The 21,957-nt window shown below is 56.5% G+C and carries 20 protein-coding genes and 1 other RNA gene; 7 read left to right on the top strand and 14 right to left on the bottom strand.

The genetic code is table 11. The annotated features are described in order from the left end of the window. Positions 1-115: 115 nt before the first annotated feature. The gene (gene cstA / locus HX778_RS09230; protein WP_176981823.1) at positions 116-2,221 is read right to left on the bottom strand and encodes a pyruvate/proton symporter CstA; all 2,106 of its coding nucleotides are present in this window, start codon (positions 2,219-2,221) and stop codon (positions 116-118) included. A 390-nt stretch (positions 2,222-2,611) separates the two neighbouring features. Between cstA and HX778_RS09235 the strand changes: the two genes are divergently transcribed. Both HX778_RS09235 and gdhA read left to right on the top strand, forming a co-directional pair. Continuing rightward, a complete protein-coding gene (locus HX778_RS09235; RefSeq protein ID WP_176981824.1) occupies positions 2,612-4,837 on the top strand; it encodes a TonB-dependent siderophore receptor in 2,226 nt (741 codons plus the stop codon). Positions 4,838-4,987: 150 nt separating this feature from the next. Beyond that, positions 4,988-6,331 carry an NADP-specific glutamate dehydrogenase gene (gene gdhA, locus HX778_RS09240; RefSeq protein ID WP_176981825.1) on the top strand — a complete coding sequence of 448 codons (1,344 nt, stop codon included), beginning with the start codon at positions 4,988-4,990 and terminating at the stop codon, positions 6,329-6,331. Between the two features lie 38 nt (positions 6,332-6,369). Here gdhA and HX778_RS09245 read toward each other — a convergent pair whose 3' ends face one another. Both HX778_RS09245 and HX778_RS09250 read right to left on the bottom strand, forming a co-directional pair. Continuing rightward, positions 6,370-7,188, bottom strand: a complete 819-nt coding sequence (locus tag HX778_RS09245; protein WP_176981826.1) for a GNAT family N-acetyltransferase — start codon at positions 7,186-7,188, stop codon at positions 6,370-6,372. Positions 7,189-7,251: 63 nt separating this feature from the next. Then, positions 7,252-7,866, bottom strand: coding sequence for a YitT family protein (locus tag HX778_RS09250; protein WP_038482897.1), 615 nt, complete (start codon positions 7,864-7,866; stop codon positions 7,252-7,254). 91 nt (positions 7,867-7,957) lie between these two features. Between HX778_RS09250 and HX778_RS09255 the strand changes: the two genes are divergently transcribed. After that, a complete protein-coding gene (locus HX778_RS09255) occupies positions 7,958-9,385 on the top strand; it encodes a PLP-dependent aminotransferase family protein (protein ID WP_176981827.1) in 1,428 nt (475 codons plus the stop codon). Between the two features lie 75 nt (positions 9,386-9,460). Here HX778_RS09255 and HX778_RS09260 read toward each other — a convergent pair whose 3' ends face one another. The 3 genes from HX778_RS09260 to HX778_RS09270 form a co-directional block, all read right to left on the bottom strand. Beyond that, positions 9,461-9,685 carry a hypothetical protein gene (locus HX778_RS09260; protein WP_038475016.1) on the bottom strand — a complete coding sequence of 75 codons (225 nt, stop codon included), beginning with the start codon at positions 9,683-9,685 and terminating at the stop codon, positions 9,461-9,463. Then, entirely contained in the window at positions 9,682-9,936 is a 255-nt protein-coding gene (locus HX778_RS09265) for a hypothetical protein (RefSeq protein ID WP_038475018.1), read from the bottom strand. The genes HX778_RS09260 and HX778_RS09265 overlap by 4 nt, the downstream gene beginning before the upstream one ends. A gap of 131 nt (positions 9,937-10,067) precedes the next feature. Beyond that, on the bottom strand, positions 10,068-10,514 hold the full coding sequence (locus HX778_RS09270) for an Lrp/AsnC family transcriptional regulator (RefSeq protein WP_176981828.1): 447 nt from the start codon (positions 10,512-10,514) through the stop codon (positions 10,068-10,070). Positions 10,515-10,619: 105 nt separating this feature from the next. Between HX778_RS09270 and HX778_RS09275 the strand changes: the two genes are divergently transcribed. After that, positions 10,620-11,513, top strand: coding sequence for a DMT family transporter (locus HX778_RS09275; RefSeq protein WP_176981829.1), 894 nt, complete (start codon positions 10,620-10,622; stop codon positions 11,511-11,513). Positions 11,514-11,531: 18 nt separating this feature from the next. Here HX778_RS09275 and ffs read toward each other — a convergent pair. Next, positions 11,532-11,628: signal recognition particle sRNA small type (ffs, locus tag HX778_RS09280), an RNA gene on the bottom strand. A 171-nt stretch (positions 11,629-11,799) separates the two neighbouring features. Between ffs and HX778_RS09285 the strand changes: the two genes are divergently transcribed. Further along, complete coding sequence (locus HX778_RS09285) at positions 11,800-12,111, top strand: MGMT family protein (protein WP_038475025.1); 312 nt, start codon at positions 11,800-11,802, stop codon at positions 12,109-12,111. Between the two features lie 27 nt (positions 12,112-12,138). Here the strand turns inward: HX778_RS09285 and HX778_RS09290 are convergent, their stop codons facing one another. Next, the gene (locus HX778_RS09290) at positions 12,139-12,711 is read right to left on the bottom strand and encodes a YbaY family lipoprotein (protein ID WP_038475027.1); all 573 of its coding nucleotides are present in this window, start codon (positions 12,709-12,711) and stop codon (positions 12,139-12,141) included. A 200-nt stretch (positions 12,712-12,911) separates the two neighbouring features. On the opposite strand from HX778_RS09290, the gene tesB reads away from it, so the two are divergent. Continuing rightward, a complete protein-coding gene (tesB, locus tag HX778_RS09295; RefSeq protein WP_038475030.1) occupies positions 12,912-13,772 on the top strand; it encodes an acyl-CoA thioesterase II in 861 nt (286 codons plus the stop codon). Positions 13,773-13,833: 61 nt separating this feature from the next. Here the strand turns inward: tesB and amtB are convergent, their stop codons facing one another. The 5 genes from amtB to HX778_RS09320 all read right to left on the bottom strand — a co-directional run bounded on the left by amtB (position 13,834) and on the right by HX778_RS09320 (position 19,838). Then, positions 13,834-15,126: an ammonium transporter AmtB gene (gene amtB / locus HX778_RS09300; protein ID WP_038482900.1), complete on the bottom strand. Its 1,293-nt coding sequence runs from the start codon at positions 15,124-15,126 to the stop codon at positions 13,834-13,836. 31 nt (positions 15,127-15,157) lie between these two features. Then, positions 15,158-15,496 (bottom strand): P-II family nitrogen regulator, encoded by a 339-nt coding sequence (glnK, locus tag HX778_RS09305; RefSeq protein WP_002891893.1) that lies wholly within the window; start codon positions 15,494-15,496, stop codon positions 15,158-15,160. A 259-nt stretch (positions 15,497-15,755) separates the two neighbouring features. Continuing rightward, positions 15,756-17,531 (bottom strand): SmdB family multidrug efflux ABC transporter permease/ATP-binding protein, encoded by a 1,776-nt coding sequence (locus tag HX778_RS09310; protein WP_176981830.1) that lies wholly within the window; start codon positions 17,529-17,531, stop codon positions 15,756-15,758. Next, positions 17,521-19,302, bottom strand: coding sequence for a SmdA family multidrug ABC transporter permease/ATP-binding protein (locus HX778_RS09315; RefSeq protein ID WP_038475035.1), 1,782 nt, complete (start codon positions 19,300-19,302; stop codon positions 17,521-17,523). The genes HX778_RS09310 and HX778_RS09315 overlap by 11 nt, the downstream gene beginning before the upstream one ends. A gap of 74 nt (positions 19,303-19,376) precedes the next feature. Continuing rightward, positions 19,377-19,838, bottom strand: a complete 462-nt coding sequence (locus HX778_RS09320) for an Lrp/AsnC family transcriptional regulator (protein WP_038475037.1) — start codon at positions 19,836-19,838, stop codon at positions 19,377-19,379. Positions 19,839-19,953: 115 nt separating this feature from the next. Between HX778_RS09320 and HX778_RS09325 the strand changes: the two genes are divergently transcribed. Next, entirely contained in the window at positions 19,954-21,009 is a 1,056-nt protein-coding gene (locus HX778_RS09325) for a PLP-dependent cysteine synthase family protein (protein ID WP_176981831.1), read from the top strand. 90 nt (positions 21,010-21,099) lie between these two features. On the opposite strand, the gene cof is transcribed toward HX778_RS09325, so the two are convergent. Then, positions 21,100-21,924: an HMP-PP phosphatase gene (gene cof, locus HX778_RS09330; protein WP_176981832.1), complete on the bottom strand. Its 825-nt coding sequence runs from the start codon at positions 21,922-21,924 to the stop codon at positions 21,100-21,102. Positions 21,925-21,957: the final 33 nt, after the last annotated feature.

The raw sequence follows: 21,957 nt of genomic DNA on the forward strand, positions 1-21,957 counted from the left end.
GGGAGAGGGGGAATAAAGAAACTCAGCCTATCCCCTCTCCCAAAGGGGGGGGGAATAAAGATGCCTGATCTATCCCCTCTCCCTTCCAGGGAGAGGGTTAGGGTGAGGGTAAAAATCAATGCACGCTTTTCGCCTGCACCACAATCTCCTGATAATTCTCAGGCATTGGCTCGTACGGCGTCTCACTCGACGTTGGTTGGTCAGACTTCAGCGCTTTGAGCGCGGTTTTCAGCGAGAACCAGCCGAGCACCACAACTACCACCATAAAGAAGATGGTCAGCCCCGCGTCCAGGCGGTTATTGAACACCAGTTGGCTAAGCTGCGACTGCGTGTACTGCGCCGGAATATTCCCGCTGTCGATCATCGCCTGGAATTTGTTGGCGATAGCCAGGAAGCCCACTTTCGCATCCGAACTGAACGCTTTTTGCCAGCCTGCCGTTAAAGTACAAACCAGCAGCCAGGCGGTCGGCATCAGAGCAACCCACGCATAGCGCTGCTTCTTCATCTTGAACAGCACAACCGCACAGAGCATCAGCGCCATGCCCGCCAGCATCTGGTTGGCGATGCCGAACAGCGGCCACAGCGTGTTGATGCCGCCCAGCGGGTCGACCACGCCCTGATGCAGGAAGTAGCCCCATGCCAGTACGCAAAGCCCGGTTGCAAGCAGGTTGGCCGGCAACGAGTCGGTTCTTTTCAGCCCGGGTGAAATGACTCCCAGCAGGTCTTGCAGCATAAAGCGCGCCGCGCGAGTCCCGGCATCCACCGCCGTCAGGATGAACAGCGCTTCAAACAGAATGGCAAAGTGATACCAGAACGAGACGTCCATCAGCCCGCCCAACGCGCCGTGCAGAATGTACGCCATCCCCACGGCAAGCGTTGGTGCCCCGCCTGCGCGAGAGATAATGCTCTGCTCGCCGACTTCACTGGCAATAGTGGTCAGCGTTTCCGGGGTGATATGGAAGCCCCACCCGCTCACTACCTGCGCGGCAGAAGCCACAACGTCAGCCGTGCCTGCCGGAGCCAGTACGGCCATCGGGCTGTTCATCGCGAAGTACACGCTAGGGTCGATAACACAGGCCGCCACCAGCGCCATGATGGCGACAAAGGATTCCATCAGCATGCCGCCGTAGCCAATGAAGCAGGCCTGATTTTCATTCGCCAGCATTTTCGGCGTGGTGCCGGAAGCTATCAGCGCGTGGAAGCCAGAAACAGCCCCGCAGGCGATGGTGATAAACAGGAACGGGAACAAGTCACCGCTCCAGACCGGGCCGGTACCATCGATGAATTTTGTTAATGAAGGCATCTGCAGCGTCGGGCGCATGATCAAAATGCCGATCGCCAGCCCGATGATGGTGCCAATTTTCAGGAAGGTGGAGAGATAGTCGCGCGGCGCCAGCAGCAGCCACACCGGCAGCACTGAAGCCACAAAGCCGTAGCCCACCAGCATCCACGTCAACTGTACGCCCGTGAAGTCGAAGTACGGTGCCCAGGTTTCACTCTCAGCCACCCAGCCGCCGGAGATAATGGCAAATACCAGCATCACCAGGCCAATCACCGACACTTCGCCAATGCGCCCCGGGCGCAAATAGCGAATATAGACGCCCATAAACAGCGCCAGCGGGATGGTAAAGGCAACGGTGTATGTCCCCCAAGGGCTATGGGTCAGCGCCTTCACCACGATCATCGCCAGCACGGCCAGGATAATCACCATGATCATAAAGCAGGCTACCAGCGCGATAACGCCCGCGGTGTTGCCCATTTCTTCTTTAACCAATTCCCCCAGCGAGCGCCCGTTGCGGCGCGTGGAGACAAACAGCACCATAAAGTCCTGTACGGCTCCTGCCAGCACCACGCCCGCCAGCAGCCAAAGCATGCCCGGCAGATACCCCATTTGCGCAGCAAGTACCGGCCCCACCAGCGGCCCCGCCCCGGCAATAGCGGCAAAGTGGTGGCCAAACAGCACTTTTTTATCCGTTGGGACGTAATCAAGACCGTCATTGTTCCGCACGGCCGGCGTCATGCGCGTGGCATCCACCGTCAGCACGCGTTTCGCGATAAACAAGCCGTAGTAGCGGTAGGCAATCAGGTAAATACAGACTGAGGCAATGACAATCCACAGCGCATTTATCTGCTCACCACGATTCAGAGCGATGTAGCCGAGGGCAAATGCGCCTATCAAAGCAAGCACGACCCAGACGAGGTGTTTCCCAAATCTATCCATCAATTTTGTCCGTTTTCTAAGTGGATACCGAGAGTTGTTACATTTTGTATCTAGCCTGGAATAGCGGTTCTCACAATCTGAAGCGGGCAAAACGCGGGGCATTTACCTCAGTTTGTTAATGAGATCACCTAAATATGTATCGCAACCGTAAAGTCGGCAGGTCAATTGTGGAATATCAGGTTGGTGAATGGTTAACGCGGGGATTGATAACCAGGGATGATTAATTAGCGGAATTAATTGGTTTTAAATGTCAACTGAGAAAGACATTGATAATTGTTTTCATTTGCAATAGCGTGTTTCCGCACTTTCAACTCCAGGCACTTTTGCCGCGTCCTTCCTCATTTGGGAAAGGAGTTTACGGGACGCAGGCGGTGACACTCAGGATAAATAATGAACAATACATTATCGTACTCCCTCGCCACGTTGGTGAGTCTGGGCCTCTACGGCACTGCCTTTTCGGCGGCAGCAGAGACGGCACCCGTAGAAAATGAAGACACGCTGGTCGTCACCGCTGCCCAGCAAACGCTGCAGGCACCCGGCGTGTCGATTATCACCTCCGAAGAATTAAAGAAGCACCCTGTCGCGCGTGACGTCTCTGAAATCATTCGTACCATGCCAGGGGTTAACCTTACCGGCAACTCTACCAGCGGGCAGCGCGGCAACGGCCGCCAGATTGATATTCGCGGCATGGGGCCAGAAAACACGCTGATCCTGATTGACGGTAAACCGGTCACCAGCCGTAACTCCGTCCGCCTTGGCTGGCGCGGCGAGCGTGATACCCGAGGCGATGCCTCGTGGGTTCCGCCTGAAATGATCGAGCGTATTGAAGTCCTGCGTGGCCCGGCGGCGGCTCGCTACGGTAACGGCGCGGCGGGCGGCGTGGTGAACATTATTACCAAACGCAGCAGCAACGAGTTCCACGGCAGCTGGAATACCTATTTCAACGCGCCGGAACACAAAGACGAAGGCTCGACAAAACGCACCAACTTCAGCCTGACGGGGCCACTGGGGGATGACGTCAGCTTCCGGCTTTACGGCAACCTGGACAAAACGCAGGCGGATGCCTGGGACATCAACCAGGGACATCAGTCGCTGCGCACCGGATCCTACGCCAGCACGCTTCCTGCCGGCCGCGAAGGGGTTATCCATAAAGACCTGAACGGGCTGATCCGCTGGGAGTTTGCACCGATGCAGGCGCTGGAGTTTGAAACAGGCTACAGCCGCCAGGGCAACCTCTACTCGGGTGATACACAAAACACCAACAGCAACCAGCTGGTGAAGGATAACTACGGCAAAGAGACTAACCGCCTCTACCGCCAGAACTATGCCGTCACCTGGACCGGCGGCTGGGATAACGGCGTCACCACCAACTCCTGGGTGCAGTACGAACACACCCGCAACTCGCGCATGAACGAAGGCCTGGCGGGCGGCACGGAAGGGATCTTCGCCAATAATCAGTTCTCGGATATCAACCTTAGCGATGTGCTGCTGCACAGCGAAGCGAGCATTCCGTTTGACCTGCTGGTGAACCAAAACCTCACCCTCGGCAGCGAATGGAATCAGCAACGCATGAAGGATGGTTCGTCGAACAGCCAGTCATTGAGCGAAGGCGGTGCGATTCCGGGTATGTCGTCCACCATCCGCAGCCCTTATTCGAAAGCAGAAATCTTCTCCCTGTTCGCCGAGAACAACATGGAGATAACCAGCAGCACTATGCTGACGCCGGGTCTGCGCTTCGATCATCACTCCATCGTGGGGAATAACTGGAGCCCGTCGCTGAACCTTAGCCAGGAGCTGGTGGAAGACCTGACGCTGAAGCTCGGTATTGCCCGCGCCTACAAGGCGCCAAGCCTGTATCAGACTAACCCGAACTACATTCTCTATAGCCGTGGCCAGGGCTGTGCCGCGAGCGCAGGGGCCTGTTACCTGATGGGCAACGAGGATTTGAAAGCCGAAACCAGCGTCAACAAAGAGATTGGGCTGGAGTTCAAGCGCGACGGCTATCAGGCCGGGATCACCTGGTTTAGAAACGACTACCGCAACAAGATCGAATCCGGCTATTCGCCTGTTGCCTCTAACAGCAAGAAAACCGATATCTATCAGTGGGGCAACGTGCCAAAAGCGGTTGTGGAAGGGCTGGAAGGCACCATTAATCTGCCGCTGACGGACACCGTAAGCTGGAACAACAACCTGACTTATATGCTGCAAAGCAAAAATAAGGAAACCGGCGATCGCCTGTCGATCATCCCGGAATACACCCTTAACTCGACGCTGAGCTGGCAGGTTCATCAGGATGTTTCGCTGCAAAGCACCCTGACCTGGTACGGCAAGCAGGCTCCGAAGAAGTACAACTACAAGGGCGAACCGGTTACCGGCAGCGACACCAACGAGGTCAGCCCTTACAGCATCATTGGCATGAGCGCGACCTGGGACGCGACCAAAAACGTCAGCTTAACCGCCGGCATTGATAACCTGCTGGATAAGCGCCACTGGCGCGCGGGTAACGCCCAGACCACCGGGAATGCCACCACCAACGCTTATATGTATGGCGCGGGTGCCGAGACCTACAACGAGTCTGGCCGCACGTATTACATGAGCGTCAATACGCACTTCTAAACCCTCTCCGGGAGGCTAATTAGCCTCCCCCTCTTTCTTCACCTTGCTGGTGAAAAAATCGCTTGATGCCCGTTCATAAGAAAATGTTATAGTCGAAAAAACCATACAAAAAACGCACACAACACGACCTTCAACAAGGAGTTACCTCTGATGGCTCAAGCATTATCTCTCGAAGACTTTTTAACCTCAGTACAGTCACGCGACCCGCATCAGGTTGAATTCGCTCAGGCGGTTCGCGAAGTTATGAGCACGCTGTGGCCGTTTCTTGAGAACAATCCGCAGTACCGCCAGCAGGCGCTGCTGGAACGCCTGGTTGAACCCGAACGCGTGATCCAGTTTCGCGTAGCCTGGGTGGATGACAACAATCAGGTGCAGGTTAACCGGGCATGGCGCGTGCAGTTCAGCTCGGCGATTGGCCCCTTCAAGGGCGGGATGCGCTTCCACCCTTCCGTTAACCTGTCGATCCTGAAGTTTCTCGGCTTTGAACAGACCTTTAAAAATGCCCTCACCACGCTGCCGATGGGCGGTGGCAAAGGCGGCAGCGACTTTAACCCTAAAGGCAAAAGCGAAGGCGAAATCATGCGTTTTTGCCAGGCGCTAATGCTTGAGCTGTACCGCCATCTGGGCCCGGACACCGACGTTCCGGCGGGCGATATCGGCGTTGGCGGCCGCGAAGTCGGCTACATGGCGGGGATGATGAAAAAACTCTCCAACAACACCGCCTGCGTGTTCACGGGCAAAGGGCTGTCGTTCGGCGGTAGCCTGATTCGCCCGGAAGCGACCGGCTACGGGCTGATTTACTTCACCGACGCCATGCTACAGCGCCACGGTCTGGGCTTCGAAGGCATGCGCGTGGCGGTTTCCGGCTCCGGCAACGTGGCCCAGTATGCGATTGAAAAAGCCATGTCGCTCGGCGCACGCGTGGTCACCGCCTCCGACTCCAACGGCACCGTGGTCGACGAAGCAGGCTTTAGCGCAGAAAAACTGGCACGCCTGTGCGAAATCAAAGCCAGCCGCGACGGCCGCGTAGCAGATTATGCCCGCGAATTTGGCCTCACTTACCTGGAAGGCCAGCAGCCGTGGAGCGTGCCGGTTGATATTGCTCTGCCATGCGCAACTCAAAACGAGCTGGACGTCGACGCGGCACAAACGCTCATCGCCAACGGCGTGAAGGCCGTAGCCGAAGGGGCAAATATGCCGACAACGATCGCCGCTACGGATTTGTTTGTGGAAGCCGGCGTGCTGTTTGCGCCGGGCAAAGCGGCAAACGCGGGCGGCGTGGCAACGTCAGGGCTGGAGATGGCGCAGAACGCCGCTCGCCTGAGCTGGAAGGCTGAAAAAGTGGATATTCGCCTGCACCACATCATGCTTGATATTCACCAGGCCTGCGTGGAGTACGGCGGAGAAGGGAAACAAACGCAGTACGTGCGCGGCGCAAACATCGCCGGGTTCGTCAAAGTTGCGGACGCGATGCTGGCTCAGGGCGTGCTGTAACTTACGCGGTGAGGGCCTTCGCCCTCACCCATTTTCATCTACAAGGTCAGCTTCATTTCGTACTGCTGGAGCGCATCCTGAGTAAAACCGCTGCTTAAAAATAACGGCGCAACGGCTTCGGGCAGGCTGGGGATAGTCACTATTCCAGGGAACCGATGCTGAAGTAAAGCCAGCAGTTTTTTGGCCTTCCCTTTCCGTCGCGCATGCGGCTCAACAAACAGCCCTCTTAACTTCGGTATCTCACCTGGGATAACCATCGCATAGGCCACATCATCCAGCACAAAGGCCTTACCGGGCAGCTTATACAGCGTTTCAGCCGCACAAAGCCACGGCAGCGGAGCGTCGTTACTGGCCACCATTCTACGAGTCATTTGCAGCGGGTCGACTTCTGCCAGCTCCCCGTCGGCTTCGCCTTCCGGCACGCCAGAGGAGTGAAAGCCCACCAGCGTTTTCTGGCGCACAAAGCCCATTCGCTCATACAGCGCCAGCCCGCCCTCGTTGCCTAAGATCACTTCAAGGAAAAACTGCTTATCGCCACGAGTCCTCGCTTCGTCGATCAGTTGCTGAATGAAGATTTTGCCTAACCCCTGCCCGCGCAGCTCCGGACGAATGGCAAACGCGGCAAGGCGACAGGTTTGCCCGCGCCGGGTCACCAGCGCCATGGCTTTAGGCTCCCCGCGGTCAAGCCAGACGAGGCTATCTCCGGGGAAAAGATCTTCAGAGACGAATCGCCAGCCGAAGGTTTCCCCGTCAAGTCGGAACGGCACCACGTACTGTTCAAAGCAGTGGGTCAATATCTCTGCCAGCTGGAAACTGTTCCAGTTAAGCGCCGGTTTGCTGACGATCTCGTGCTGCATGCTATCCCCCGCTCGAAGCGAATTTTATTCTTCGGAACAGAGTGTTTAGCACATGTCGAAGGATCACGATATCGGCTCGGGTGCTGCAGACCCCGATTTATTCAACGGCTTAACGCGAAACCACGGCAGGCAAAGCTGGATCAGCGGCCCGATAGCCAGAGCATAAAGCACGGTGCCCACGCCAAAACTGCCGCCCATCAGCCAGCCGGAGAGCAGCACGGTCACCTCGATGGCGGTACGCACGCTGCGCACGGACCAGCCTGTTCTGGCATTAATCCCGGTCATCAGGCCGTCTCGTGGCCCGGCGCCAAAACCTGCGCCAATGTACATTCCGGTCGCCAGCGCATTCACGACCAAAGCGCCTGCCAGCAAAAACGAACGAGCCACAAGCGATTCCAGCGGCGGCATTAACGCCAGCGTGGCATCCGCCGCCAGCCCTAAAACAATCACGTTGCTGATGGTGCCCAGCCCAGGACGCTGGCGCAGCGGGATCCACAGCAGCAGCACCAGCGCGCCAACGATTATCATCACCAGGCCCAGATTTAACGAAAGCAGCCTCGCCACGCCGAGATGGAAGACGTTCCACGGATCGGCCCCCAAATCTGCGCGAACAAACATCGCGGTTGAAACACCGTAAAAGACCAGGCCGGTATAGAGCTGCAGCAGGCGGCGAGCCATCATGATAAATATCCTCGTTGTATTTTTATGGCTATACCCTCTCGCAAAATGGACTTAGTATTAAGGTCCAGTTATCAGAAAGTGGACTGCTATGACGCTGCGCAGAATCGGTACTTCGTCTTTAACACGCCTGCTGGGCCACTGGCACCAGGCGTCATCCCGCTCGCCGGTGTATCGCCAGTTAGCCGACGGGCTGCGGCTGTTGATTCTGGACGGCAGGCTGCCGCTCGACAGCAGGCTGCCGGGTGAAAGAGAGCTTTCGGGCGCGCTGGGCGTAAGCCGCACCACGGTGACTTCTGCGCTGGCACAGCTGCGTGAGGAGGGCTATCTGCTCAGCCGACAGGGTTCTGGCTCGGTTACCATGCTGCCCGAAAGCAGCCCGGCTGTATCTCCGCTGCCCGGCAACGCCCCGGTACTGGATCTTTCCACTGCGGCCCTCAGCGCCGGGCCTGAAATTCATCGGGCCTATTCCACCGCGCTCACTTTCCTGCCGGAACATTTATCCTCTACCGGCTATGACAGTCAGGGTTTGCCGGAGCTTAGAGAAGCCATAGCGCGGCACTATGCGTCCCGTGGCTTACCCACCACGCCCGACCAAATCATGGTGGTAAACGGCGCCGTCAGCGGGCTGGGACTGGTTCTGCGGCTATTTACTGGCCCAGGCGATCGCGTGGTGGTCGATCACCCCACTTACCCGATGGCGCTGGCGGCTATTCGCGGAGCATCCTGCCGTCCTGTTCCCGTCAGCCTGCCCGCAAGCGGCTGGGATGTTGAAGGACTGGCGGCAACCATCGCGCAAACCTCGCCGCGGCTGGCTTACTTAATTCCAGATTTTCATAACCCCACCGGCCGCTGTATGGACGCCGCCACGCGCCAAAAGGTGAGCGAGATTGCCGCCCGCAGCCATACAACGCTGGTTGTGGATGAGACTATGGCTGACCTCTGGTTTGATGCACCACCGCCTGCTCCGCTGGCCGCCTTTGGCTCCGAAGATAGCACCATCTCACTCGGGTCAGCCGGAAAAAGCTTCTGGGGCGGGCTGCGCCTGGGCTGGATTAGAGCCTCGGCTAAAACCATCAGTTCGCTGATACAAATCCGCAATACCTTTGATTTGGGTACGCCGCTGCTGGAGCAGTTGGCCGCCATTCAACTCTTCAACGATGCGGCGCTTTTTCTGCCTCAACGCAGAGAAATGCTCCGCCAGCGCTGTGAGACGAGCTTCGCCACGATGCAAACGCTGTTCCCTGACTGGCAAACATCGCCCCCGGAAGGCGGATTGTCGTGGTGGGTGGAACTGCCGAAGTCGCTGGCCACGATTTTTGCCGCCTCGGCAGAAAGTCAGGGGATTCGCATCGGCGCCGGGCCCCGGTTTGGCGTTGAGGGAGCCTTTGAACGATTTTTACGCCTGCCCTTTAGCCTTGAGCCCAAAGAGATGCAGCTTGCTCTCCAGCGGCTGCAACCGTTGTGGCAGCACCTGGCGGCAACGAGAAATGAAAGTCTGAGGGGAATGGTATTTTAGAAAGCGGATTATTTCCCTCTAAAATATAAGAGGGAAATAATATTCTGTAAGATTAGCAATAAGCGACGATAAAAATTAATGCTGTGAAATTCGCGGAATGGCAAACCCTTTTAGGGTAATGGTGAAATGTTCACCCTCTTTTTTAATACTGGCCCCGGTATCGCACCAGTCAGAAGCGATACGGAAAAACTCATCGCTGCCAATATTCCAGCCCAGTTTCACTTTTTTCAGGTAGCCCGATCGTAATAATTCACAGGCTTGCTGGTAGTCGTAGGCGGTACTGTCCGTACCGGCGTTCATTTTTTCTTCTTCAGTAGTTTACGCAATGCCTTGATCTCACGATCGTTTAAAGGCGTTACGCGAGTCTCAGAGGTGTGCTGGCTGTCTACGTCATCTTCGTCGACGCCCACATCACCGTCAAGATCATCAAAAGCTTTTGACAGAAGTCTCTCCGTTACGCTTGCCAGGGTTTCACTATTTTCTTCCGCATAGTGACGAATCTTCTCTTTTAACTCGATACTTATTTTTACGTTCAACGTAGCCGTCGTCATTGCAAATCCTTAATGCTTAAACAGAGGTTGATGTTTAATACTATAGAGAATAAATAAGATCCAGCCAGCACGGTAAATTTAATATTTCTGTCATAATTCAAATACCCGGAAAATATATCCGGGTTAAGCCATTACAAAGGCGGCAGCCTTCGCTTTACCGGCGTGCTTTTGACGATAGAAGTATTGCACTGGGCGAACTCGGCCAGCTCATCAAGGATTTCATCCAGTTGCTCAATAGAGCGAATCACCAGCCTGATGATGAAGCAATCCTCACCGGTAATTTTGTCGCATTCTATGCATTCAGGAATCGCCTGAATCATCTTCTCCACTTTGTGCAACATGCCCGGTAAAGGTTTCATACGTACCAGTCCCTGCAGGGTGTAACCCATGGCCGGCAGATTAGCGTTCATGGTGTAGCCGTTAATCACGCCGCGCTCTTCCAGCCGCTTCACTCGTTCTGCGGTACTCGGCGAAGAAAGACCAATTTTTCCGCTTAATACTTTCAGCGAGATACGGGCATCTGCCGCAAGAATAGCCAGAATATGCCTGTCGATATCATCAGGAAGGTAATCACTCATTTTTATCTCATTTATAAAGGCAAAAGGATTTCATGACCTAATTTTAGCACTTTAACGAGCCTGCCACAGTGCGCAGAATAAAGCTCTTTATTCTGGAGAGACAAAATGACTCGTGAGATAAGAACCGGCAGCCTGCAAATGATTGCGGCGATGCTCATCTCCGGCACCATCGGCGCACTGGTGGTGTTTTCTCGGCAGCCTATTGCCAACGTCGTTTTCTGGCGCTGCGTTTTCGCAACTATCACGCTGTTTATTTTGGGCATGCTTAGCGGCAACTGGCGCAGCCATCTGAATCGCAAAGTTGTTTTGATCGCCGCCCTCGGCGGCGTGGCGCTGGTCGTGAACTGGCTGCTGCTGTTCGCCGCCTATTCACGAACGTCCATCGGGCTGGCCACGGTGCTCTACAATACGCAGCCGCTGATGCTGGTCGGGATGGGCGTTTTTATTCTGAAAGAGAAAGTCAGCCGCAGCAGGTGGCTCTGGCTGGCTGCATCGTTTGCCGGCATGCTGCTGGTGCTGTCGAGCGGGCTGAGCCATGACGGTAATAGCGGCTGGCTGCTGGGCATTGTGATGGCACTGGGTGCCGCGTTCTTTTATGCCCTGACGGCGCTTATCACCCGCCAGCTGAAAGGCGTGCCTCCGCAGCAAATTGCCCTCGTTCAGGTAGCCGTTGGCACGCTGCTGCTGCTGCCGCTGGTGAATTTCCAGCAGCACATGACGTTCACGCATTGGGGAATCGTGGCCATGCTGGGCATCGTTCATACCGGCATTATGTACCAGCTGCTGTACGGCGCGATTCAGAAGCTGCCTACGTCGATTACCGCCTCGCTCTCGTTTATCTACCCGATTGTGGCAGTGATAGTGGATCGCTTTGTCTTCAATCACAGCCTGAGCCCGATTCAGTTTATCGGCGGCGCAATGATTCTGCTGGCGGCAGCGGGGATCAATCTGGGTTGGGGAGAAAAACGCAGGACTAAAACGGTGCTGGCGAAGGGGTAAGCCAGAATTGGGTGGGGGCCCTGCCAGCTACATCCCGGCACACACGACGCCTGCTGCGGCTGCTTCCTTCCGGACCTGACCGAGTTCACAAGTTAGTGTTGCGGGAGAACCAACAGGGCCCCCATTGAGAGCGTTGTTATCCAACGCGCTGGCGCATTATCCACATAGACTCCGGCAATTGCAAGCCAGCGGCGGTCAGGTGTTGGTTTATTGCGCATCAACGGTTTAACTTGGTGCTTTCCCCACCGCCGATTATCCTTAGAAGCGATTTTGTCAGGAGTTCACTATGGATAATCACGATTCCTTCCCGCAGCGGGTTTACCAAATTGTTGCCGCCATTCCCGAAGGTTACGTCACGACCTATGGCGAAATTGCAGCGCTTGCCGGGTCACCGAGGGCCGCTCGCCAGGTTGGAGGCGTGCTTAAGCGCCTGCCGGAAGGCAGCCGTTTGCCGTGGCATCGAGTAGTGAATCGACAAGGTGTTATCTCGTTAACCGGCCCGGATCTCCAGCGTCAGCGCCAGGCGCTGCTTTCAGAAGGCGTGATGGTGTCAGGGGATGGGCATATCGATATGCTGCGTTACCGCTGGAAATATTAAAACGCCCCCATTCGGAGGCGTTTAGCTTTAGTAAGTCGTTGGCGCAGGCACCGCCGAAGATGGCGTTACCTGAGTTGGCGAGGTTGACGGCACGGTGCTTGCCGCCCCACCGCTCTGCTGAAGCGGGATAGCGGTATTCTGTACCGGCACCAGCGTCAGATCCGCCTTCGTCCCGCCTTCATTGATGATCGGCTGGAAGGTATCGGTGATAAACATCAGCTTATCGTTAACGGTAATTGCTGCGCTCAGCAGGATACGTGCCTTCGGCTGAATATCAGACGGATTGAACGGTATCACGAAGCTGAAAGGCGCCTGTTTGCCTTCGGTACGCACCACTTTTTGCGCAATCACTTTAGACGGCGCATCGGCCAGTGAAGCGTCGGAGACGGTCACAGTAAGCACCGCGTCCGGCGGCAGAGCAACCCGCTGACGGATCCATACCGTACCGGATACGTTAGGCAATGCGATGTCGGCCTGCTGGGCAGATGCAGCCCCGGCGGAGGCGCTCGGCGCAGGCGTTGGGACATCAGCACTTTTGTGTGCACAACCTGCAACAGCAACCGCGATAGCCAAAGCACTTAACATAGGCACAAGTTTCATTGATTTTTTCTCCTTATTATCAATGTAGCGCCGGGGACGAACCCCGTTGAAAAACACGCTTAACGGCTTAAGTGTGGCACAGATCACTGAATTCTGCCCAAAACCAGGAATGTTCCCAACCGCGACTCGTCAAATGCATAGTTTGTGGGCATGTTATAATCACGGAAATTTGCCACATTCCCCCTTATTGAGGACATTTTATGAGTCAGGCGCTCAGCAATTTATTGGCGTTACTTAACCTGGAAAAAATTGAAGAGGGACTGTTTCGTGGCCAAAGCGAGGATTTAGGCTTACGCCAGGTATTCGGCGGGCAAGTTGTCGGCCAGGCGCTTTACGCGGCAAAAGAAACCGTGCCGGAAGACCGTCTCGTTCACTCTTTCCACAGCTATTTTTTACGCCCTGGCGACAGCCAAAAACCGATTGTTTATGACGTAGAAACCCTGCGCGACGGCAACAGCTTTAGCGCTCGTCGCGTCGCTGCGGTGCAGAACGGAAAGCCGATCTTTTACATGACCGCGTCATTCCAGGCGCCTGAATCTGGCTATGAGCACCAGAAGGAGATGCCGCCAGCGCCGAAGCCGGACGGCCTGGTGTCTGAAACAGACATCGCCCGCTCTCTGGAGAAATTCCTGCCGCCGCACGCGAAAGAGAAGTTCCTTAGCGAGAAGCCGCTGGAGATCCGCCCGGTGGTCTTCCATAACCCGCTGAAAGGCCACGTCGACCAACCTTCCCGCCAGGTCTGGATCCGCGCTAACGGCAGCATGCCGCAGGATCTGCGTGTGCATCAGTATCTGCTCGGCTATGCGTCAGACTTTAACTTCCTGCCGGTTGCCTTACAGCCGCATGGCGTAGGGTTCCTGGAGCCTGGCATGCAGGTCGCCACCATCGATCACTCTATGTGGTTCCACCGTCCGTTCGACATGAACGACTGGCTGCTTTATAGCGTTGAAAGTACGTCGGCTTCGAGCGCTCGCGGCTTTGTGCGCGGGGAGTTTTATACTCAGGATGGAGTGTTAGTGGCGTCTACGGTTCAGGAAGGCGTCATGCGCCATCGCGGATAGTTGACGCTGAAATAAAAAAAAACCTCGCCGACCAGGCGAGGTTCTTAATATTCATAACGGATTAGTTGTTGTAAGCGTTTTCGCCGTGGCTGTTGACGTCCAGGCCTTCGCGCTCCTGCTCTTCTGGCACACGCAGCCCAACGGTCAGGTCAGCAATCTTGAACGCGATGAACGCGACAACGCCTGACCAGACGATAGTAATCGCCACGCTTTCCAGCTGCACCAGAACCTGATGTCCCATGGTCACGCCTTCGGCATAGCCTACGCCACCCAAAGAAGTTGCCGCGAAGATGCCGGTCATGATGCAGCCGATGATGCCGCAGACGCCGTGCACGCCGAACACATCACATGGATCATCAACGTTGAGCCATTTTTTCAGCGTAGTCACGCCCCACAGGCCCGCCAGACCTACAACCAGACCAATCAGTAATGCACCGCCCACGCCAACGTAACCACATGCCGGAGTGATGCCGACCAGGCCTGCGATAGCGCCGGAACAGGCCCCCAGCAGAGAAGGTTTACCGCGCAGCGCCCACTCGCCAAAGACCCAGGAGAGAATCGCCCCGGCCGTTGCTACGACGGTGTTCACGAACGCCAGCGCAGCGATTTCGTTTGCCGCACTTGCGGAACCGGCGTTAAAGCCAAACCAGCCGAAGTAGAGGATTGCGGTGCCGATAAACACCATTGGCAGGTTGTGCGGCTTGAACGCTTCTTTGCCGAAACCAACGCGTTTACCCACCAGGTAAGCGCCCACCAGGCCAGCCACAGCGGCGTTAATGTGCACCACGGTACCGCCCGCAAAGTCCAGCGCGCCGTGCGTGGCCAGGATACCGCCGCCCCACACCATGTGCGCAATCGGCACATAGGAAAGCGTCAGCCAAACGGCCGCAAAAATGACTACCGCAGAAAAACGTACGCGCTCGGAGAGAGAGCCGACGACCAGCCCGACGGTGATACAGGCGAAGGAACCCTGGAAGGCGACGTGAATATACTGATAGAAAGTGCCCATCAGCGCTTTCAGCTCGATGTTTTTCAGCATTACCCAGTCGAAGTTACCGAAGAAGTTATTCCCGGTACCGAACGCCAGGCTGTAGCCGTAAAGCACCCACAGCACGCAAACCAGCGCGAAGGTAACGGAGATTTGCGTCAGCATCGACAGCACGTTTTTGGAGCGAATCAGGCCGCCATAGAACAGCGCCAGCCCGGGGATGGTCATAAACAGCACCATCGCGGTGCATATCATCATAAAGGCGTTGTCAGCTTTGTCCGCGACCGCAGGCGCGTCCGCAGCGAAGGCGAGCGTCGGCAGTAATGCCAGTCCGCCTAAACCAAGGAGTGCAGCTAGTTTTTTCATTTTTCCCATCCCAATCAAGGCTTGCCAGCAGTTACAGAGCGGCTTCGTCGGCTTCGCCGGTACGAATACGAATAACGCGTTGCAGTTCTGCAACGAAGATTTTCCCGTCACCGATTTTGCCGGTGTAGGCGGCTTTGCTGATCACGTCGATAACTTCATCGAGCTGGTCGTCAGCAATAGCGACATCAATTTTTACTTTGGGCAGGAAGTTGACGCTGTACTCGGCACCACGGTAAAGCTCCGCATGGCCTTTCTGGCGGCCGAAACCTTTAACTTCGGTCACGGTAAGCCCTTGAATACCGATTGAAGAGAGCGCTTCACGCACGTCTTCAAGCTTGAACGGTTTGATTACCACGGTTACCAGCTTCATAAATCCTCTCCACTCAGAATTAGGTCGTTACCTGCACGTAGAGAGCAAAGCAAAGCCCATGCCAGGAATAAAAAACCAGCGTGATTCAGCACGTTTTCAGGTTTCAGGCGGCTTACCGGAAAGCCGGGCGAGGAGTGAGGTCGGGCGGGAATAGTTTGAAAAGAAAAAACGCACCACTGCGGTGCAGGATGCGTTTTCGTGTTGCACCAACGCGGAGAGGCATTGGTTATTTAGCGGCTTATTGCCTGCTTGTGGTGCATCAGGCGGTCAGCGATTCTTCCTGCGCGGCGGCGGCAAGCTCTTCACCCGCCAGCTGCAGCTGATACATCTGCCAGTAGCGGCCCTGCTGCGCCAGCAGTTCACTGTGGGTGCCGCGCTCCACGGCCTGACCGCGATGCAGCACCAGAATGGTGTCCGCGTCGGTAATGGTAGACAGACGGTGGGCAATCACCACCAGCGTCGTGTGCTGACGAACCACCGCCAATGCACGCTGGATAGCCTGCTCGGTACCGGAGTCGATGTTCGCCGTGGCCTCATCGAGGATCAGGATCTGCGGCGCTTCAACCAGCACGCGCGCCAGCGCAAGCAGCTGCTTCTGGCCGACGGAGAGGTTATTGCCCTGCTCGCCCAGACGGGTATGAATGCCTTCCGGTAGTGCACGAGCCAGTTCGGCCAGCTGTACCGTTTCCAGCGCCTGCCAGACCGCCCCTTCGCTGATATCTCGCCCCAGAGTCACGTTGGCGAAGAACGAATCAGCCATCACCACCGGATCCTGCTGCACCATCGCCACGCCGCGGCGCAGCGTTTCATGGCTGAGGGAGTCCAGCGGCCGCCCATCAAGGCGAATTTCCCCTTTTGTGAGCGGGTAATAGCCCATCATCAGGTTAGCCAGGGTGCTTTTGCCGCTGCCGGTATGCCCGACCAGCGCAATAAAGCTGCGCGAAGGTACTTCCAGGCTAATGTCCTGCAGCACCAGACGATCGCCACGGTAGGCAAACGATACGTTGTCGACGGAAATAGCGCCGCTGGCGAGCGGCCGGTTATCATTGCCGTAATCCTGGCGTTTACCGTCCATCAGCTCAAACACGCGCTCGCCGGCAACCACCGCCTGCTGCAGGATCGACTGCTGAGTCGTCAGTTCGATCAGCGGTTCGTTCAGGCGGCCAAGGTAGTTAATAAAGGCATACAGCACGCCGACTTCAATGGTGCCCCGGGAAGTGAAGCCAAACAGCATCAGCAGGCCGCACAGGATCATCGCCGAAAACAGGCTCAGCAGCGGACGCAGAAGCCAGCCGTCGAGCCGCAGCGTTTGCATGCGCGCTAAATAGTGAGAGCGGCTCGCCTGCCCCATGCGCTCGCCGAAGCGAGCCTGCTGACGGAACTGCTGAATCACGCTCATGCCGTTGATGACTTCGTTAAATCCGTCGTTAATGTCCGCCAGGTAGCTGCGGACGCGGCGCACAATCGGCGTGCTGTAGCGCTGGTAGATAAACATCACGACGATCACCGCCGGGAAAATGGTTATCGCCACCAGCGCCATTCGCCAGTCGAGCGTAAACATCGCCACCAGCATGGCACCAATTAACGCCGCGCTGCGCAGCACCGTCGCCACGACGGTGACATACAGGTCGCGAATCACTTCGGTGTCGTTCGTCACGCGGGAGATAAGTTGCCCAACGGGCTGGGTATCGAATGCGCTTAACGGCTGGCGCAATGCGGCATCCATGACGTCGGTACGCAGTTTTTGTACCACGCCCACGGCCGCTTTGTTAAACAGCAGCGCCTGGAGATAGTGCAGCCCTGCGGCGCTTATCGACAGCAGAATGTAGGCCACGGCCAGCCCGGCGGCGAGGCCGAGCGGCATCTGGTTTTTAGCGACCATGTTATCGATGAAGTAGCTGACCAGCACCGGCCCACAGACTTCCGCCGCGGCCGCCACCCAAAGCATCAGCATCGCTCCACCTAGCGGTTTGCGCCACGGTGACCCGTAAGCCAGCAGGCGTTTAATGGTAGGCCACTGTTGTTTACGACTCATCGGCGCTCTCCCTGACGTCTTCCTGCTCCGGCGCCTCGTCCAGCGCGGCCTCCAGCTGCTGATAACGGTACATATCACGGTACCAGCCGGGCTGAGACGCCAGGCCTTCGTGGCTGCCGCGCTGGGCGATATGCCCGTGCTGCATGACCAGAATTTCGCTGGCTTCCGTTAAGGCCGACAGGCGATGGGCGCTAATAATGACCGTGCGGTGTTCGCCCCACTGGCGCAGGTTGTGCAGAATCTGGTGCTCGGTACGGCCGTCAACGGCAGAGAGTGCGTCGTCCAGAATCAGGATCTCGGCATCCAGCAGCAGAGCGCGCGCGATGGAAATTCGCTGCTTTTGCCCACCGGAAAGCATCACGCCGCGCTCGCCCACTTCGGTGTCATAACCCTGAGGCAACCGCAGAATGTCTTCATGGACGCTTGCCAGACGGGCGACATGCTCAATCTCCTGCTGGGTGGCGTTCGGCTTACCCAGCGCAATGTTGCTGGCAACGGTGTCGGAGAACAGGAACGGCGTCTGGTTGACGATAGCCAGGCGGCTGCGCCAGCCGTCAATTTTCAACGCCGTGAGCGGAAGGTCATGGTAACGAATATCCCCTTCCTGAACGTCAAAATGACGCTGAATCAGGGAGAGAATGGTGCTTTTCCCCGAGCCCGTTGGCCCGCACAGGCCGAGCATTTCCCCAGGCTTAAGGGTGAAGTTAACGTTCTGCAGCGTGGGCTGAGCGGCCTGCGGATAGCGGAACTCGCGAATCGAGGCTACCAGTTCAGCGCGCCCTTCCGGCAGCGTTTTATCGCCGTCAACCACGCCCGGCTCTTCTTCCAGCATGGCGCGAATACGGCTGTAGGCCGCGCTCCCACGCTCGACGATATTAAACATCCATGCCAGGGCCAGCATCGGCCAGATCATCAGCCCAAGGTACATGACAAAGCTGGTGAGCTGCCCGAGGGTAAGCGTGCCGTCGATAACCATCCAGCTTCCGCCGCCGATGGCCAGCAGGTTTGCGGCACCGATTGCGACATAAATCGTGGGATCAAAACGCGCATCAATACGTGCCACACGCATGTTTTTCGCCCCGGCGTCCTGCGCCTCGGAGGCAAACAGCGCCGACTGACGATCCTCCAGGCCAAAAGCTTTGATCATGCGGATGCTGGTCATGCTTTCCTGCGTGCGATCGTTCAGGGCGGAAAACGCCGCCTGGGCGACCTTGAACCTGTCATGCAGTCGCGCGCCGTCGCGCTTAATGACGACCGCCATAATCGGCATCGGCAGCAGCGCCAGCAGGGTCAGCTGCCAGCTGATTTGGGTCGACATGACGATAAGTACCGCCAGGCCCATGACCAGCGAGTCCACCAGCGTCAGCACGCCTTCCCCGGCGGCAAACACCACGCGATCCACATCGTTAGTGGCGCGCGCCATCAGGTCGCCGGTACGGTGACGGAGATAGAATTCAGGATGGTGCCGGCTTAGCTGGCGGTAATAGTTTTCCCGCAGCTCGACCGCAAGCTGATAAGACGCCCCGAACAGCAGAACGCGCCAGACGTAGCGCACCAGATAAACCACCACGGCAATAACCAGCATCACGCCGATCCACATCAGCACCTGCTGAGCGGAGAGACGCTGCTGCGTGACGCCATCCACAATCACGCCCACCACTTTTGGCGGCACAAGCTGCAGAATAGCGATGATAATAAGCAATGCCACCGCGCCGAGATAGCGTCGCCACTCGCGGGTGAAGTACCAGCTTAATTGAGCAAATAATCGCACGAAGTTTAGGTCCTGAAATGCTGTCAGCCGGCCAGGGCTAAAGAGTGAAGGCTACCGTTCCGCGGTTAGCGGAATCATAACGTTAGAGGTAATGCTGTGGTGTATTTTATCTGTTCCATGGCAAAACTCGAAGTGACATCGCTTAATCCCGGGATGCCATTGACCAGCCGCTTGTAAAAATCGTCGTAACGCTTCATGTCCGCCACCTGCACCCGAATCAGGTAGTCGTACTCACCTGCCAGACGCCAGAAGCCTAATATCTCGGGCATGGCTTCCACCACCGAGACAAACTTGCAGTACCACTCGCTGCTGTGCTGCTGGGTTTTAATCAGCACAAACGCCGTGAGGCCAAGGCCGAGTTTTTCCGGGTCCAGCAGCGCGACTTTGCCACGAATATAGCCTTCATCTTCCAGGCGTTTTAATCGTTTCCAGCACGGCGTGGTGGTCAGATTAACGGCATCCGCCAGCGCCTGCAAAGACAGGGTACAGTCCTGCTGCAGCATCGAGAGCAGCTTACGGTCAATTTTATCTATCACGGGGCAACCAGGGAGAAATATTTTCTCTAATGAAAGCCTTAAAAAGGCAAAATGGCAACTTTTTTATCCCGACTTTGAATTACGCTAAGCACAAATTAACAAACGAGAATTTTCCATGACCAGCACCTGGGTGACTAACGCTATTAGTGAGATCAACGCCGACTATCAACGCTCTGCGGATACGCATCTTATTCGCCTGGCGTTACCGGGTTTTCCGGGTATTCAGCTGTATCTGAAGGACGAAAGCACGCACCCAACCGGCAGCCTGAAGCACCGCCTGGCGCGCTCGCTGTTTCTCTACGGGCTGTGTAACGGCTGGATAAAAGAAGGCACCACGATTATCGAAGCCTCTTCTGGCTCGACGGCGGTATCTGAAGCCTATTTTGCTCGCCTGCTGGGCCTGCCGTTTATCGCGGTGATGCCCGCCAGCACCGCAAAACGCAAAATTGAACAAATTGAATTCTACGGCGGCCGCTGCCATTTTGTAGACAGCGCCTGCGAAATCTACGCCGCTTCGGAAATGCTTGCCCGCGAGCTGAACGGCCATTATATGGATCAGTTCACCTATGCCGAACGCGCTACAGACTGGCGCGGTAACAACAACATCGCCGACAGTATTTTCCGCCAGATGAGCCATGAGCCACATCCTGTCCCGGATTATATTGTGATGAGCGCCGGCACCGGCGGCACTTCAGCGACTATTGGCCGCTACCTTCGCTTCCAGGGCCATGACACTAAGCTGGTGGTCGTTGACCCACAGAACTCGGTTTTTCTCGATTACTGGCAGCACCGCGACTGCAGCCTGAAAAGCGAAGTCGGCAGCAAAATCGAAGGCATTGGCCGCCCGCGCTGTGAACCTTCGTTTATTCCTGATGTGATTGACGAAATGATGCGCGTCCCGGACGCAGCGAGCGTGGCGACCATGCAATGGCTGGAATCTCAGCTTGGCCGCAAGGTGGGCGCCTCAACCGGCACCAATATGTGGGGCGTACTGCAGCTGGCGGTCAGAATGCGCGAGGAAAGCCGCACCGGCTCTATCGTGACGCTGCTTTGTGACAGCGGCGAGCGCTATCTTGAGTCCTACTATAATCCGGCCTGGGTTAACGAGCATATTGGGGATCTCTCACCGTTTAAGGCTGAGATTGCCCGAATCATATCCATACAAGGATAACGCGAGCTCAGCCAACACCCCTGCGGCTTGAAGTATGACGAGTATAGGCGGGTATAAAAAACCGGGCTAGATGCCCGGTGCTGTAAGGTCTCAATATTCGGGGGAATAGGTGAGATGTGGAGTGTCCAGCCAGTGCGTCAAATAGTGCGAGACCGCCTGGTTACGGCAGTGGCCGATAACCGGCAGATGAGGTAAATCCGCTTTAAGCTGCGGCATAGCGTTGCCCATGATCAGGCCGTGCCCTACCGCCGAGAGCATTTCGCGGTCGTTCATCGCGTCGCCAAATGCCATGCAATCCTGCAGGGTGAAACCTAAGTGTTCGCTCAGAACGCCGAGCGCCGCGCCCTTGTTGCTGCCAATCGGCAGCACTTCCAGACAGTCCATTGCCGAGAAGCAAATAAATGCCCGATCGCCCAGCGCTTCATTAAGCTGAATGCGCAGGCGGCACAGATCGTCATGATCGCCGCAAAAACAGATCTTCGTCACTTCATGAGCCGGTAACGTACGGAGATCGACGATATGAGGCCGGAAGCCGCTGTACACATGGGCGTGAAGCATTTCCGGGATTTCATGGCTGGTGAGCCAACCTGTATCGTTAAAGGCATGCATGCTGGCGTCCGTGTCCCAATGGCCGTGCAATACCGTCTCTACCGCCCACGGCGAGAGATCGTTACGGTGCATTAGCTCGCCGTTCGTGCTGTGGATTCGGGTGCCGTTGCCGGTGATCAGGAAGGCTTCAAGATCGAGCTTGCCCAGAATATGGCGCATCTCCAGCTCGTGACGACCGGTCGCAAAAGCCAGGGTTATCTGGCGCTCTTCACGCAGGCGCTTCAGCGTGTTCAGGGTTGCGTCCCCAAGGTGATGGTCGGGCAGCAGCAGCGTGCCGTCCATATCAAATGCAGCCAGACGAGCCATGGTTACTCCAGAAGTGACGTGACAGGCAAAAGT

It is taken from the genome of Cedecea sp. P7760 (assembly GCF_013386425.1).
GTDB classification, from domain to species: Bacteria; Pseudomonadota; Gammaproteobacteria; order Enterobacterales; family Enterobacteriaceae; genus Cedecea; species Cedecea selenatireducens.